The organism is Amycolatopsis sp. NPDC034160, from assembly GCF_055575355.1.
The window spans coordinates 325,769-340,587 of the sequence record NZ_JBVISU010000005.1; the positions used below are offsets into that span (position 1 = coordinate 325,769).

Consider the following 14,819-nt stretch of genomic DNA (forward strand, 5'->3'; position numbering starts at 1 on the left):
GGCAGACCTCTCTGTACGGGGGCAGCACGTCATTTCACGGCGCCCGCGGTGAGCCCGGCGACGAGATAACGCTGGAGCAAAAGGAATCCGGCGACGACCGGGACGGAGACGATGAGCGAGGCGGCCATCACCTGGTTCCAGTACACCTGGACCTGGGTGGAGTACTCCTGCAGGCCGACGGCGAGGGTCCGCGTGCCCGAGTCGGTCATCACCGACGCGAACAGGACCTCGCCCCAGGCCGTCATGAACGAGTAGATCCCCACCGCGACGATGCCCGGCATGGCGGCCGGGATGACCACCCGGATCAGCGCGCCGAGCGGTCCGGTGCCGTCGACCATCGCCGCCTCGTCGAGTTCCTTGGGGATCGAGTCGATGTAGCCGGCGAGCATCCAGATGGCGAACGGCAGCGAGAAGGTCAAGTAGGTGACGATCAACCCGAGCCGGGAGCCGTACAGCACGATGCCGGTGGTGTTGCCGATGTTGACGAAGATGAGGAACAGCGGCAACAGGAACAGGATGCCGGGGAACATCTGCGTGGACAACACGGTCATCTTGAAGAAGTTCTTGCCCCGGAAACGGAACCGGCTCAGCGCGTACGCCGCGAAGATCGCGATCAGGACCGAGAGGATCGCCGCCGAGCCGGAAATGATCAGGCTGTTCACGAAGTATTCGGCGAGCGGGATGGTCTCCCAGATGTCGAAGAACGGCTGGATGGTCAGCGTCGTCGGGATCCACTCCCAGTTACCCTGCACGTCTCCGAGCGGCTTCAGTGACGACGAAACCATCGCGTAGAGCGGCACCAAGGTGAACAGGGCGAGGAAGCCGAGGACGAAACGACGGGCCCACGGGACCCAGCGAGGCTCAGACAACGGCTTTCCTCCTCCGCGAGGTCAGTCCCAAGTAGACAGTGCTGACCACCAGAAGGAACAGCAGCAACAGCACCGACATCGCCGAGCCGAGGCCGAAGTTCCAGGTCACGAAGGAACTCTGGTAGATGTGGATCGAGATCAGTGACGCCTCCTTCGGCGCGGACGCTCCGAAAAGGACATACGGCGTGTTGAAGTCGTTGAAGGTCCACAGGAACAGCACCAGCAGCAGGACCTGGTTGACCGGCCGCAGCATCGGCTGCGTGATCGCCTGGAACTGCCGCCACCAGCCCGCGCCGTCGATCGCCGCGGCCTCGTAGAGCTCACCGGGGATGTTCTGCAGCCCGGCCATCACGATCAGGAACGCGAACGGCCAGTTTCGCCACACCGATACGACCACCAGCGACCAGAAGCTGTTGTCCCCGATCAGCCAGAAGGAATCGGTGCCCAGCAGGCTGTTCACCAGGCCGGTGTCGCGCTGGAACATGAAGGACCAGGTGATCACCGCGGCGTACATCGGCAGCGCGTACGGCACCAGGAACAGGGTTCTGAGCACACCACGGCCCCGGAAGTTCTTCTGCATCAGCACGGCGGCCGAAGTCCCGAAGAGCCAGCAGAACCCGACCGAGAGAACGGTGTAGACGACACTGATCCAGAACGAGCCGAGCAGCGCCTTGCCCGCCGCGGAGTCGAAGTCCAGGACGAACTTGTAGTTGTCCAGCCCCGCCGCCGGGGCGGACGAGAAGTCCCGGATGGAGAACTGCGTCAGCTTGAAGAAGCTCATCACGAGCCCGGCCACCATCGGGATCAGGTGGACGAGCAGTTCGAGCAGGATCGCGGGAAGCAGCAGCAGATACGGCAGCGCGACCCGGCGCCGCTTGCGCCGGACGCGCTGGGGTTTCGGCGCCCCGGCCGCTTTCACGGCCGGGGCGTCATCGAGCGTGGTCGGCATCAACTACCGGCCGCGATCTGCTGGTCCGCCTGGTTCAGCTGGTCCCGGATCTTCGCGTCGTCGACCGGCTTACCGGCGGCGACGTCCGCGAACATCGTCTTCATCGCGGTGCCGATCAGGGTCTCGAACTGCGACTCCTGGGGTACCTGTGGCATCGGTTCGGCCGAGTTCGCGAGCACGCTCTGGAAGACCTTGACGTCCTCGGTCTGGAACGCCGCGTCGCTGTAGGCGTCCTGGACGGTCGGCAGCGAACCGTAGGTCTTGTTGAGCAGCGCCTGCTCCGGCGCCGAAACCATGAACTTCACGAAGTCCAGTGCGGCGTCGGGGTTCTTGGTGTTCTTGAACACCGACATGTTGATGCCGGCGACGAAGCTGGTCACCTTCCGGCCGTTCGGCGGCGCGGCGGCCGGCAACGGGATCGGCGCGACGCCGAGGTTGGCCATGTCCATTCCGATGTTCTTGAACGAGCCCGCGGAGGCCTGGTTCATGAACATCGCGGCCTTGCCGTCCGACAGGTCCTTGAGCGACTTGGCGGTGTCGGCGTACTCCGCGTTGGACGGGTTGACGATCTTGTCCTTCTGCATCAGGTCGACGAACTGCCGCACGGCCGCGACCGACGGATCCGAAGCCAGCTGCGGCTTGCCGTCGGGGGTGAAGAACTGCGCGCCCTGCTGGGCTCCGAGGATCGCCGCGTGATGGCTGTTCTCCGTGACCTGACCCGCTTGGAGCGACAGGCCCCACTGGCCCTTGTCCGGCTTGGTGAGCTTCTTGCCGTCCTCGACCAGTTCCTCCCAGGTGGCGGGCGGCTTGGCGATCCCGGCGTCGGCGAAGAGCTTCTTGTTGTAGTACAGGCCGTATGCCTGACCGTAGAGCGGTACCCCGACCGGCGGCTGACCGCTCGCCCCGGTGGCCGCCAGCGACGGACCGAGGAACCGCGACTTGCCCCCGACCTTCTCCAGCGCGGCGTCGTCGAACGGCAGGAAGGCCCCGGTCGACTGAAGCGAAGCCGACCAGGTGTTGCCGATGTTGAGCACGTCCGGGCCCTTGCCGGAGGTGGTGGCCGCGAGGATCCGGTTGAGCAGATCCGTCCACGGGACGACCTCGAGCTTGACCTTGATCCCGGAGGCCTTCTCGAACTTGTCGAGTTCGGGTTGCAGGACGGCCTTGTCGTTGTCGAGGCTGGTGCCCTGGTTGGACGCCCAGTACACGAGCTCCTTGGGAGCGCCGGACGACGTGTCGCCGCCGCCGCACGCCGTCGTGGCGGCGGCTGCCAGCGCCAGGACGAGCGCGGGAGCGATCTTTCCGATTCGCATCGATGGTCCTCGGGGTGAGTGGCCAAGCCGCATACCCGTGTGTGACACGGGACACGCCTTATTTCAGGGCTTGAGTTAAGCCGTGGTCAAGCTTGCCGTCAAGCCCTGAAGCCACTTCGTGCCACGCTACTTTCCGGTGAGCACGTCGAGAGCCTGACCGCGATGCGCGGCGAAGAGATCGAGGGCTTTCTCGCCGTCGCGGGCACGCAGCGCCGACGCCAGCCGTCGGTGTTCCTCAGGGATGCTCGCGAGGTACCCCTCGGAATTCACGCCGATCCGGGTCAGGAGGAACAGGTGGACCTGCGACCTGATGGCCCCCCACGCCTCGTTGAGCCTCCAGTGCCCCGAAGCCGCGTAGACCGCGTCATGGAAGTCGATGTCGCAGCGCACCATCTCGTGCTCGTCGCGGGCCCGCTCCATCCGCCCGACGACCTCGTCGATCGCGGCGAGATGGGCGTCCGACGCGGAAGCGACCACCAACCGGACGGCGAGCTGTTCCAGCGCCGACCGGAGGCTGTCGAGTTCGGCGACGTCCACATCGGACAGTGTCGTAACGTGGGCGCCTCGATGCCATTCGCTGCGGACGAGACCCTCGCGCTCCAGCTTGAGCAGCGCTTCACGTACCGGACCGCGGCTGACGCCGAGCGCGGCCGAGAGCTCCACCTCGCGCAACTGCGCGCCGGGCGGGTAGTTGCCACCGAAGATGGCGTCCCGGACCCTGTCGGCGACCTCGTCCGCCAGCCCGCGACGACGTGCCGGTACCACCCGGGCGGGTTCGCTCATCGCACATCCTTCCTCTGGAACGCCTGATCGTAGCGACGGGATCGTCGGACTCGCTTTGTCCTAATGTTAACATTGTGACAAGTACCCGTCCGCCGGAAAGGATCTCCTCGTCATGACCGTCCTCGACTCCCCGATCCCGCGCTTCCACCTCGCCATGCCGGTGGACGACTTGGCCGCCGCACGCACCTTCTACGGCGACATCCTGGGCCTCGAGCAAGGGCGCAGTTCCGCCACCTGGATCGACTGGAACCTGCACGGCCACCAGTTCGTCACGCACCTCGCCCCCGAGCGACCGCAGCGCATCCACAACCCCGTCGACGGACACGACGTGCCCGTTCCCCACTTCGGGCTGATCCTCACCGTGCCGGAGTTCCAGAAGCTGGCCGACCGGCTGCGTGCCGCGAAGACACAGTTCGTCATCGAGCCCTATGTCCGCTTCGAAGGGCAGACCGGTGAACAGTGGACGATGTTCCTGCTGGACCCGGCAGGCAACGCGCTGGAGTTCAAAGCGTTCGCCGACGACTCGCAGGTCTTCGCCGCCTGACGGTCGCGAGTGATCTGGGCCGCCATTGAGGGGTAAGGCAAATATGGTGTGATCGACCCGTTGCCGTGAAGGTGCCCTTGCTTACCCTGAAGACAGCGAAGGGGCCTTCGCTACTTGGCCTCAGTCCAGCACTCCCCGCTGAGACTCGGCGCATCCTTGGTTGTCCACAAGGGACACTGTCAGACAACCCCGTGTCTGATTTAGGCCTGTATGTGCGGTTTCGGGTCGGGTCGTGAGTGCCGATTAGGGTTAGAACACCACTTGGCACTCACGACCCCCTCAGGAAACCACGCATACTGCTCAAATCGGACACCTGCCCGCCAAAAAGTGTCCTTTGTGGACATTCTGCTCTCGTCCCGACGTCCGGTAGCCAGTCCGGACCCGCGCCAGGGCACGCCATATTTGCCTTACCCCTCAAATAGAACGACCCGAATCACTCACGACCTCCCGAGACAGGCCCGGCGAACAGCTCCGCCAGATCGTCGAACCGCACCACCGCCACCGCGCCGATGGCACCCACGGCGGCGGCGAGCACGACAGCGGCCGGCTCCGCGAAGTCCACAGTGGACACGCCTGACATCGCGGCGAGCCCGGCCACGGCGACCAGCAGCAGGAGCGCGTTCCGTACCACGTGCCGGTACGCGAGCACCGTGCGCGCCGGACCGAAACAGCGGCACATCGCGCCGGTCCGGCGCGCCACCGCCCGCCACACCGCGGCGGTCAGTACGCCGAACAACCCGGCCGCGAGCACCAGCCCCGCCATCGCGAGCCACCGCCCGGAACCGCCGGCCACCAACGCGGCGGACGGCACCAGCGAAGCCGCGATCGAGAACTCCGCCGACACGGTCACCTTGGCGAACAACGGCGTCCAGCGCGCGGGGACCCCGAACGCGGGCACCGATGCCACGAATTCCGCGTATGCCGCCTTACCCCGCACCTTGCTGACGGCGGACACCAGCAGGACGAGTCCGCAAAGGGCCGTCGCGAAAACGGAAATGTAGGCCATGACTCACCGCTGACCGATGGGGCGCAGCACGACCCCGATCAGCGCGTCCGCCGGTAGGTAGCCCAGCCGCCGGGAATCGTTGCTGCGCGCGGGATTGTCCCCGAGCACCAGCAGGTTCCCGGCCGGGACGACGGTGCCGGATACCGGGATCTGCGCTGGCACCGGATCACCCGGGACCGCCACCGCGCGTTTCACCAGCCGTCCGGCGGTCGGGTCACCCGGCGTGCCGGGGCCGCCCTGCACGACGACGACCTGCCCGGTCCGCACCCGTTCCAGCGGCGACCTCCGCACCAGCAACCGGTCGCCGGAGTGATAGGTGGGCTCCATGCTCACCCCGCGCACCGTCACCACGATCAGCCGTCGGCGCAGCGTCACCAGCCACGCGACGACGGCGACGACCATCACGGCCGCCGCGAGCACCACATACGTCACCGGGACACCACCTCTTCATAGCCCGAAGCCTGCAGGCGAAACAACCGCGCGTACTCCCCACCCGTGGCGATCAGTTCGTCGTGCGAACCGAGTTCCACGACCCGGCCTCCGGCGAGCACCGCGATCACGGCCGCGTCCCGGACCGCGCCGAGACGGTGCGAGATCAGCACGCTGGTCGCGCCGTCCCGATGCCGCCGCAGGCTGCTGTGCACCTCGTACTCGGCCTCGGCGTCCAGCCCCGAGCTCGGTTCGTCCAGGATCATCAGGTCCCGTCGGTCGCGCAGGAACGCGCGCGCCAGCGCGAGGCGCTGCCACTGACCACCGGACAGCAGCACCCCGGTCTCCGGATCCTCGCGATCCGCTTCGTCGAAGAACATCCTAGAAAGCAGAGTGTCGTAGCCACGCGGAAGTCCGGCCACGATGTCGTGCGCACCAGCCCGTCGCGCCGCGGCGGTCACCCGCTCGCGATCCTCCATACCGGACACGTCGCCGAGGCCGATGTTCTCGGCCGCGCTGAGGTCGTAACACATGTAGTCCTGGAAGACCGCGCCGATCCGTCCGCGCAGGTCCTCGACCGGGACGTCGCGCAGATCCACGCCGTCCCAGAGGATCGCTCCGCGCTCCGGATCGTAGAACCGGCACAGCAATTTGACCATCGTCGATTTCCCGGCGCCGTTCAGCCCGACCAGCGCCAGTGACCCGCCGTGCGGGATGGTCAGGTTCACCCCGCGCAGCACCCACGGCTGGTCCTCGGCGTAGCGGAACCAGACGTCGCGCAACTCGATGCCCGAACGCAAGCCCGGCAACGGCCGGGGCTCGGCCGGTGCCGGGAGGTCCGGGCCCTGCGACTCGATTTCCTCGTAGTGGTCGAACAACAACGTCGAGTGATGCGCCGAAGCCAGCCGGGAAACGAGGCTCTGCAACGCGCCCTGCACCCCGCCGACCGACGCCACGAAGATGGCGATGTCACCGAGTGAGAGCTTCCCGTGCGCGGCCAGCCACGCTGCCCAGAGCAGGCCGCCCGCCGCGACCGCCGCGGTCAGCCCGGCCAGCAGTCCCTGCATCCGCGCGTCCCGGCGGTCCTGCCCTTCGACGACGGCGTGCGCGGCGGTCAGCTCGACGAGCATCCGTCGCCGGAACAGATCGCCGAGTCCCAGCAAGCGGAGTTCCTTGGCCGCGTCGAGGCTCGCCAGCAATTCGGCGTAGAACACTTCGCGCCGTTCGGTCGGTGCGATCGACCACAGGACGCGCGCCCGCGCCCGGCTCAGCCGCAGATTGGCCAGCAGCGCGGGGATCGCCGCCACCAGCACGATCAGGGCCATTCCCGCGTTGATCACGAGCAGGGTGCCCAGGAATCCTGCCAGCGTGACGGTCGCCTGCACCGAACCGATCCCGTCGTCGACGAGCTGACCGGGCCCGCTGCGGCCCGTCTGCTGCGCGAGCCTGAGCTTGTCCCGGAACCGCGGGTCCTCCATCCTCGCGATCCCGGTGAGCCTGCCCATCGCCCGGTAAAGCCGGTCCATCGTCACCACGGCGACCGAGCGATCGAGGCGTTGTTTCAGATACTCCGTCGCGATCGGGACCAGCCCCGCCATCAGCCCGACCACCGCGAGGGCGACCGCCCACGGCAGCAGAGCAGGCCAGACCTCGCGTGCGGCAAGGCCGTCGAGGAGGACCTTGGTGCACCACGCGGTCGCGATCGGGACGACGCCGCCGAGCAGTGACAGCACCAGGTAGAGCGGCGTGCCCACCGGGGCGGCTTGCCGGGTGAGGCGGACCGCGGCCGACAGCAGGCTCAGTACCCGGCGGGCTCCGAGAGAGGTGTTCACAGCGTGGCCGGCACCGGCAGGGCCGACATCTCCCACCCGCTGGCCAGCACGGTCCGATCGCGGTCGACCAGGCACAGCGCGGGATAGCCGCCGGCGCCGAAGGCCCGGTGCACGTCACCGCCGTCGGATTCGATGATCACCTCGGCGACCTCGCCGAGCCGGACGACCATGTCCGCCGTCTCCTCTTCGCTTCCGGCGGCGATCGCGAGCACCTTCCCCTCGAAGCGGGTGGCGTACTCGATGAACTGGGGCATCCGCTCCTTGCACGGTTCGCATCCCGGCGAGAAGAAGCCGACGAGGGCGCGGGAACCGTCGATGTCCGCGACGGACAGCTCGGTCCCACCGACTGTGGTGGCGGAGAACGCGCCGATGGTGGCACCTGCGGGAAATGCGATGTCCGGCTCGGCGGCGGCCTGCTGTCGCACGGTCTTCAAGGTCTCGTTCTGCTCGCGCAGCCTCCGGATGATGCCGAAGCTGAGCAGGAGGTCCAGCACGCACAGGAGTCCGACGAGCACGACGGCGGCGGTGAGGATGGGCATGGTGATCTCCAGTGGAGGAAGTGGGACGGGCGAGGTGTCGCGGGTGGCGGCCGATGCTCGCGCGCCGGCCGCCACCCGCGGTGTCGATCAGCCTCCGCAGATCCGGAAGGGCTGGCAGGGTCCGCAGAATTCGATGCACGCACCGTTCTGCGAACAGCGGCGCCGGTAGTCGCTGCGCTCACGGCAGTAGCAGTGCTTGTAGTACGGGTCCGGCGGGCAGCCCGCCCCCACGTCCGCCTTGGCGACGAACACGCTCAGCAGCTTGTCGCCGAGGGTTTCGAATGTCTTGCGCATGGTCCGCGCTCCTCACTTCCGCCGAGCCGGGCGGCGTCGGCAGCGCCCAACGTAGGAAAGGCCGCTACACAAAGGCGGATAGCGCGGATACACGGGCGCGTGTATCTCCTGTGCACCAACGCGAAGTGAACGTCCGGCAAAGTCGATGGTGATAGAACTGCCTTAAGGGGTCTCACGTTTCTGTCGCCAACTCTCGGGGAGAGGTGTGAGTGTCGACGATCGAGTTCAGGGTTCTGGGGAGGCTCGAGGTACACACCGATGGCGGGACGATCGCGCTGGGCTCGGCCAAACAGCGCACTCTTCTGGCCGTGTTGCTGCTGCACCCTGGTCGAACAGTCCCGATCCGCAGGCTGATCCAGACGTTGTGGGGAGACGAACCGCCGCTTTCGGCGGTCGCCAACCTGCGCACTTACGCGAACCGGCTCCGTGGCGCATTGCCGGCGCAACGCATCTCCGGCCGCGCCTCGGGTTACGAAATCCAGCTGCGCCAAGGGGAATTGGATCTTCACGTCTTCACGGAACGAGCGGGGACCGGCCGGGCGGCCTTCGCGCGTGGTGACTACGGCGCCGCTGTCCGTCATCTCGGTGAGGCGCTTTCCGCTTGCCGTGGTGCGGTGTTGGAAGATCTCGCCGACAACGAAGCACTCGCCGGTTCGATAGCACCGGTCGAGGAACTCCGGCTTTCGGTCACGGAAGACCACATCGATGCCCGGCTTCGGCTCGGCGAACATCGGGAGGTGATCGCCCCGCTGCGCGAGTTCGTGACCGAACATCCGTTACGGGAACGGCCTTGGGCGCATCTGATGACCGCGCTGTACCGATCCGGTGATCCCGCCGGGGCACTCGCCGTCTACACCGACTGTCGCCGGGTGCTCGCGGACCGCCTCGGGCTGGAGCCGTCGCCCGACCTGGCGGCGCTGCATCGGGCGATGCTGGACCGGGATCCACGGCTGACGACGGCCTCTCCCGCGCCGGTCGCCACCGTGACCGAGCCGGAGCCCTCCGCGCCGCGGGAGCTTCCGGTGCGGTGCCGGGCGTTCGGTGGCCGGGCGGGTGAAGCGGCGCGTCTCGCCTCGCTGCTCGTCGGGCCGGAACGGACCGGACCGAAGGCCGCAGTGGTCCACGGTCCGTGCGGTATCGGCAAGAGCGCGCTGGTGCTGGAGGTGGCGCACCGGGTGGGGCCGCGATTCCCCGGTGGACAGTTGTACGTCGACCTGGGTGTCGACGGTCCGGCTTCCCGTGTGCCTCTTCGACTGCTGCGACATCTCGGTGTGCCCGCGTCGGACATCCCGTGGCGGCCGGACGAGGCCGCCGCCGTGCTGCGCTCGCACCTGTCCCATCGTGCGGTGCTGCTGGTGCTCGACGGCGCGACCGAGTCCGCCGCGCTCCGCGCGCTCATCCCCGCGGCGGGATCGTGCGCGGTACTGATCACCAGCCGATCTCCCTTGATGCTGGACGGCGCAGAGCACCTCGCGCTGGGCAGGTTGTCCGAAAAGGACGGCCGCGAGGTACTCGACCGACTGGTCGGCCAGTCCAAGGTGGACAAGGAGCTCGGCGCGGCGGCCGAGATCGTCCGGTATTGCCAAGGGATCCCGGCCGCGCTGCGTATCGCGGGCACCATCCTTGCCAATCGGCCGAACCGTCCGTTGTCCTGGCTGGCACACCGGCTCGCCCCGGAGGAGAGCAGGCTGGACGAACTGGGGTTCGGCGGGGAATCGGTGCGCGCGTTGTACTCCTCGGCGTTCCAGCCGATCGCGGCAGGCAAGGATCCGCTGGCCGCGTCCGCGTTCCGGCTACTCGGCAGGCCGGGCTTCGAGATCTGCCGGACCGCGCGGGCCGCCGCCGTCCTCGGTGTCTGTCCGTTGAAGGCCGAGGCGGCGTTGGATCGCCTGGTCGACCTCGGCCTCGCCGAATGGGGCGACGAGGACACCTACCGGCTGCCGCCGCTGATGCGGTTGTTCTCGGCCGAGCTGGGGGCGGTCGTCCCGGCGCAACGGACAGCGCTGGCCTGGTGAGCGGCCGCACCGATCGATAATCTTCGGGTTATCGATCGGTGCGGGTTCCCGCGTTGATCAAGGCTCGCCACCGGGAGATGCTTGTCCTTGTCAGCGAGCAGCTGATCACGGAAATCAAGGAGATCGCCACCATGTTCGACCCCATCCTCCTCCGGGCCGCGAACGCCGAAATCGTCAGCGACGCGCCGGGCAGTGACATCACGCTGCTGGCCGACTCCGACACCACCGACGGCGGCTTCACCGCGAACCGCGCGACCCTGAAGCAGGGCGTCTTCGGCACCCCGGCCCACTTCCACACCCGCGCGACCGAGTTCTTCTTCGTTCTCGAAGGAAAGCTTCAGGTCCTCGTCGACGAAACCCTGCACACTCTGGAGAAGGGCGATTTCCTGGCCGTGCCGCCCCGGGTTCCGCACGCGTTCGGACCCGCCGCCGACTCGGACGCCGACGTCCTGGTGACCTTCACGCCGGGCATGGCCCGCTTCGACTACTACCGGCTCCTCGACCGGGTCGCCCGCGGAGAGGCCGATCCCGCGGAGATCGCCGCGTCTTCGAAGCAATACGACAACCACTACGTCGACAGCCCGATCTGGCGCGCGGCACGCGGCCAGTGAGCGTCAGTCGATGACAGCGGTCGCTTCGACCTCGACCAGGTGCTCGGGCACGTCGAGTGCGGCGACCCCGATCAGGGTGCCCGGCGGGACCGGGGTGCCGCCCAGCTTGGCGGCGGCCCGATTCACGCCTTCGAGGAACAGCCCGAGCTTGTCCGGAGTCCAGTCGACGACGTAGACGGTCAGTTTCGCGACGTCGTCGAAGGTGGCGCCGGCCGCCGTGAGCGCGGTGCCGATGTTCAGGTAGCACTGTTCGACCTGCGCGGCGAGGTCGCCCTCCGCGCCCCAGGCGACCTGCCCCGCCACGAAGACCAGCTTCGAACCGGTCGCGATCGAAACCTGCCGGTAGGCGGGGATCTCCGGCAGCCCCGCGGGGTTCATCAGGGTGATGGCCATGCTGTCGTGCTCCTTGCCTTAGTCACTTGTGGTTACCCAGAAACCGTAGGAGAGTGTGCAGCGACCTGGAAGAACGCACTTTTTCGTGACTGGGGAACCCGATGGTGACCAAGCAGCTCAGCGGCACGAGGGACGACGCGGATCTGACGCGGGCGGACTCACTGGCCCGCGAGATCTTCTCCGACGTCGCCAACAAATGGGCACTGTTGATCATCGAGATGATCGGCGACCGCACGCGGCGGTTCACCGAACTGCGGAACGACATCGAGGGCATCAGCCACAAGATGCTCACCCAGAACCTGCGCATGCTGGAACGCAACGGCCTGGTCGAGCGGACCGTCCATCCGACCGTGCCGCCCCGGGTCGACTACACCCTCACCGAGGCGGGCCACGGCCTGCGCGCGACGGTCGACGGCATGTGCGACTGGACCCACCGGTTCCTCGGCCACATCGAAGAGTCGCGCCGACGGTTCGACACGCCTGTTAACGGTTAAGGTCCTGGCCAGGGCCTCGCCCGGTTCACTTCCCCGCAGCGCGGACCTATGCTCGTCGCGTGATGACCGGCCGAGCGGAACCCCGGCCCGAGGAGTTCGAGCGGTTGCTGCGCGACGGCCCGTTCGCCGACGCGCTGCGCGAGGCCATCCGGGCGCGTGGCCTCAGCCTGGAACGCCTGCGCGACCACCTGCGTGCTCGCGGCGTCTCGATCACCGCGGCGACACTTAGCTACTGGCAGTCCGGACGCAGCCGACCGGAACGACGGGATTCCGTGCTCGCCCTCCGCCACCTGGAGCAGGTGCTGGAAGTTCCCTCCGGCTGCCTGACCACGTTGCTCGGGCCGCCCCGCGCCCGCGGCCGATGGCCCGCCCGCGCCGACGGCCTGCCGGAGATCGGCCGGTTCTGGCCGGACCGGACGCAAATCGCCGCGGCCGTCAGCGAAGTCGACACCCGGTGGGACGAACGGCTGACGAGGATCAGCCAGCACGACGTCGTCTTCGTCGGGCCCGGTCAGGAGGAACTCGCCTTCCGGTCCCGGCAGGTGCTGCGCGCCGAGGCCGACGGCCCGGACCGGTGGGTGGTGATCGTCCACATCGACGAGCACGACCGGCCGCTGCCGCGGGTGACGTCGCTGCGAGGCTGCCGCCCCGGGCGGAGCGTCCACCGCCCCGAAGACGGTCTTCTCGTGATGGAACTGCTCTTCGACCGGCCGCTCGCGAAAAGCGAAACGGTCATCACCGAGCACACCCTGGCCAACAGCGCGCCGTTCCCGCACGCGACGAACTACGAACGCAAATTCCGCCTTCCGGTCCGGGAATACGTACTCGAGATCCGGTTCGCTCCCGGGCTGTTTCCGGCACGATGCCGTCGCTATTCCGAACAGGACGGCCTGCCTGCGGAGTCGACCGAAGTCCTTCCGAGCGGTGATTCCGTGCACGGCGTCGCCCTGAATTTCGGACCTGGGCGCTTCGGATTCGCCTGGGATTGGGCCTCTTAGATGTCCTAAGAGAATGATCTTGGGTGTGGTTTGTCACGGTTTTCTTCTGCGGAGTGACTGGTGAGGCAGCGGAGGTCGACGACGGTCTGCGGGAGTGGATTGAGCCGTTGTTGCGGCGGATGGAGCGTCGGACGGCCACACCGGATCCACACCGATCGGCCCACGACTACGACGAATATCGCCACCTTGTCCGCACCCCAGGAATTACACCGGTCATCGCCCGCTGCGGCGAAGGCCACGGCTCCGGCCTCGGCGTTCATCACTGAGTCGTCGAAGGACGTTCGCTTGCCGCACTGGTTCCGCCCTCTAATCGCGAAGGCGCCTACGCGCCCTATAAGTTTGTTGCTCCGCGCAGTTGTTTGGCCGCAGTTTGACCTCTATCGGGTGAAATGAGCGGCGGCTGATCGCTACGCAAATCGGGCTAGCACATGTGTTCGGCCTTCGGTAATCTTGAGGTTGTGGCCAGCGAAAACAGTCCTCAAGTGCGCTCCGAGTGGTGGCGTGCCGATACTGCGACGCTGCATGCCCGCAAACAGGAAATCGAGGTTCTGAAGCGGCAATTGGATGCCGAGCAGAATGCGATCCTGGCGGAAATCAATAACCGGGGTGTCCGTGGCTGTTCCGGTCATTCGACGTTGTCGGCGCTGATCTTCGAAGACTTCCATGTCACGGACAAGGAAGCCGGCGTCCGTGCTGACCGGGTGCTGGCGTTGCATCCCGGGGTGGTGGTGGGTGGCGAGGTCGTGCCACCGCTGGCACCGCTGACCGCCGAAGCCGCCGCCGAGGGCGCCATCGGTGGTGCGCAGATCGACGCGATCATCCGCACCCTCGCCCGCATCCCGTCCACGGTAGCGGAAGAGGACGTACGAGGCGGAGAGAAGATCCTGGTCGACTTGGCTCGCCGGGCTGGGCCTCGGCAGATCGCCCGCGCCGGACGACGGCTCGTGGACAAGCTCGACCCCGACGGGAAAGAACCCCGCAACGAGGACCCGAAAGACGTGCGGCCGGAGCTGCGGTTCGTCACACACCGCGACGGCACACTCGGCCTCACAGCCACCCTCGACCTCGAAATCTATGCGCGGTTGAAGTCCGACCTCGACCCCATGGCCAAACCCCACAAGGCCATCGACGGGATCCGGGACTCCCGCACCCCAGACGAGCGTTATGGGGATGCTTTTACCGAGTATGTGCGGTTGAAGACCGCCAGCCGGAACCTGCCCGGCCAGGCCGGGGAAGCGACGCACATCCTGGTGACCATGTCGTATGAGGATCTGATCAGCGATCTGGGTGAGGCGCAGCTGGATCTGGTCGGGCCGATCAGTGCCACCGACGCGCGGATCCTGGCCTGTGACGCCCGTGTCCGGCCCGGAGTTCTCGGCACTGCGGGCGAACCCTTGGACATCGGCCGATCCAAACGAACGGTGTCACTGGCACAGAAGTACGCGCTGACCATCCGCGACGGAGGCTGCGCCTTCCCCGGCTGCGACATGCCCGTACCGCGCTGCACCGCCCACCACATCGTCTTCTGGCGACACCACGGCGAAACGAAAATCGACAACCTCGTCCTCCTGTGCACGAAACACCACCGCTTGATCCACCACAGCGAATGGAAAGTCCAGATCGCCCAAGACGGACTACCCGAATTCACCCCACCCACCTACCTCGACCCCACCGGCCAACCGAGGCGCAACACCATGCACCTCAGGACCTAGTACGATCATGCTCTGTTCGCGGCTTGACGGCTGTAGTG

The 14,819-nt window shown here is 67.2% G+C and carries 16 protein-coding genes; 6 read left to right on the forward strand and 10 right to left on the reverse strand.

Going from position 1 to position 14,819, the window contains the following annotated elements:
- Window positions 1-29: 29 nt before the first annotated feature.
- The 4 genes from ACZ54P_RS14815 to ACZ54P_RS14830 all read right to left on the reverse strand — a co-directional run bounded on the left by ACZ54P_RS14815 (window position 30) and on the right by ACZ54P_RS14830 (window position 3,914).
- Entirely contained in the window at window positions 30-869 is an 840-nt protein-coding gene (locus tag ACZ54P_RS14815; RefSeq protein WP_465462059.1) for a carbohydrate ABC transporter permease, read from the reverse strand.
- Window positions 862-1,818: a carbohydrate ABC transporter permease gene (locus ACZ54P_RS14820; protein ID WP_465462060.1), complete on the reverse strand. Its 957-nt coding sequence runs from the start codon at window positions 1,816-1,818 to the stop codon at window positions 862-864. Before ACZ54P_RS14820 ends, ACZ54P_RS14815 begins: the two co-directional genes overlap by 8 nt.
- The gene (locus ACZ54P_RS14825; protein WP_465462061.1) at window positions 1,818-3,131 is read right to left on the reverse strand and encodes an ABC transporter substrate-binding protein; all 1,314 of its coding nucleotides are present in this window, start codon (window positions 3,129-3,131) and stop codon (window positions 1,818-1,820) included. Before ACZ54P_RS14825 ends, ACZ54P_RS14820 begins: the two co-directional genes overlap by 1 nt.
- A gap of 126 nt (window positions 3,132-3,257) precedes the next feature.
- Entirely contained in the window at window positions 3,258-3,914 is a 657-nt protein-coding gene (locus tag ACZ54P_RS14830) for a GntR family transcriptional regulator (RefSeq protein WP_465462062.1), read from the reverse strand.
- 112 nt (window positions 3,915-4,026) lie between these two features.
- Between ACZ54P_RS14830 and ACZ54P_RS14835 the strand changes: the two genes are divergently transcribed.
- Complete coding sequence (locus ACZ54P_RS14835) at window positions 4,027-4,458, forward strand: VOC family protein (protein ID WP_465462063.1); 432 nt, start codon at window positions 4,027-4,029, stop codon at window positions 4,456-4,458.
- A 433-nt stretch (window positions 4,459-4,891) separates the two neighbouring features.
- Here the strand turns inward: ACZ54P_RS14835 and ACZ54P_RS14840 are convergent, their stop codons facing one another.
- From ACZ54P_RS14840 to ACZ54P_RS14860, 5 genes are all read right to left on the reverse strand, one after another.
- Window positions 4,892-5,464 (reverse strand): MauE/DoxX family redox-associated membrane protein, encoded by a 573-nt coding sequence (locus ACZ54P_RS14840; RefSeq protein ID WP_465462064.1) that lies wholly within the window; start codon window positions 5,462-5,464, stop codon window positions 4,892-4,894.
- 3 nt (window positions 5,465-5,467) lie between these two features.
- The gene (locus tag ACZ54P_RS14845; RefSeq protein ID WP_465462065.1) at window positions 5,468-5,896 is read right to left on the reverse strand and encodes a S26 family signal peptidase; all 429 of its coding nucleotides are present in this window, start codon (window positions 5,894-5,896) and stop codon (window positions 5,468-5,470) included.
- A complete protein-coding gene (locus tag ACZ54P_RS14850) occupies window positions 5,893-7,725 on the reverse strand; it encodes an ABC transporter ATP-binding protein (RefSeq protein WP_465462066.1) in 1,833 nt (610 codons plus the stop codon). The genes ACZ54P_RS14845 and ACZ54P_RS14850 overlap by 4 nt, the downstream gene beginning before the upstream one ends.
- A complete protein-coding gene (locus tag ACZ54P_RS14855) occupies window positions 7,722-8,264 on the reverse strand; it encodes a TlpA family protein disulfide reductase (RefSeq protein ID WP_465462067.1) in 543 nt (180 codons plus the stop codon). Before ACZ54P_RS14855 ends, ACZ54P_RS14850 begins: the two co-directional genes overlap by 4 nt.
- Before the next feature lie 87 nt (window positions 8,265-8,351).
- On the reverse strand, window positions 8,352-8,558 hold the full coding sequence (locus tag ACZ54P_RS14860; RefSeq protein WP_061982534.1) for a hypothetical protein: 207 nt from the start codon (window positions 8,556-8,558) through the stop codon (window positions 8,352-8,354).
- A 209-nt stretch (window positions 8,559-8,767) separates the two neighbouring features.
- On the opposite strand from ACZ54P_RS14860, the gene ACZ54P_RS14865 reads away from it, so the two are divergent.
- Complete coding sequence (locus ACZ54P_RS14865; RefSeq protein ID WP_465462068.1) at window positions 8,768-10,573, forward strand: AfsR/SARP family transcriptional regulator; 1,806 nt, start codon at window positions 8,768-8,770, stop codon at window positions 10,571-10,573.
- Window positions 10,574-10,704: 131 nt separating this feature from the next.
- Window positions 10,705-11,184: a cupin domain-containing protein gene (locus ACZ54P_RS14870; protein ID WP_465462101.1), complete on the forward strand. Its 480-nt coding sequence runs from the start codon at window positions 10,705-10,707 to the stop codon at window positions 11,182-11,184.
- A 3-nt stretch (window positions 11,185-11,187) separates the two neighbouring features.
- Here ACZ54P_RS14870 and ACZ54P_RS14875 read toward each other — a convergent pair whose 3' ends face one another.
- Window positions 11,188-11,577 carry a RidA family protein gene (locus ACZ54P_RS14875; protein WP_465462069.1) on the reverse strand — a complete coding sequence of 130 codons (390 nt, stop codon included), beginning with the start codon at window positions 11,575-11,577 and terminating at the stop codon, window positions 11,188-11,190.
- A 101-nt stretch (window positions 11,578-11,678) separates the two neighbouring features.
- Between ACZ54P_RS14875 and ACZ54P_RS14880 the strand changes: the two genes are divergently transcribed.
- The 3 genes from ACZ54P_RS14880 (at window position 11,679) to ACZ54P_RS14890 (ending at window position 14,781) form a co-directional block, all read left to right on the forward strand.
- Window positions 11,679-12,071 carry a winged helix-turn-helix transcriptional regulator gene (locus ACZ54P_RS14880; protein ID WP_465462070.1) on the forward strand — a complete coding sequence of 131 codons (393 nt, stop codon included), beginning with the start codon at window positions 11,679-11,681 and terminating at the stop codon, window positions 12,069-12,071.
- Between the two features lie 62 nt (window positions 12,072-12,133).
- The gene (locus tag ACZ54P_RS14885; RefSeq protein WP_465462102.1) at window positions 12,134-13,069 is read left to right on the forward strand and encodes a helix-turn-helix domain-containing protein; all 936 of its coding nucleotides are present in this window, start codon (window positions 12,134-12,136) and stop codon (window positions 13,067-13,069) included.
- A 458-nt stretch (window positions 13,070-13,527) separates the two neighbouring features.
- A complete protein-coding gene (locus ACZ54P_RS14890) occupies window positions 13,528-14,781 on the forward strand; it encodes an HNH endonuclease signature motif containing protein (protein ID WP_465462071.1) in 1,254 nt (417 codons plus the stop codon).
- Window positions 14,782-14,819: the final 38 nt, after the last annotated feature.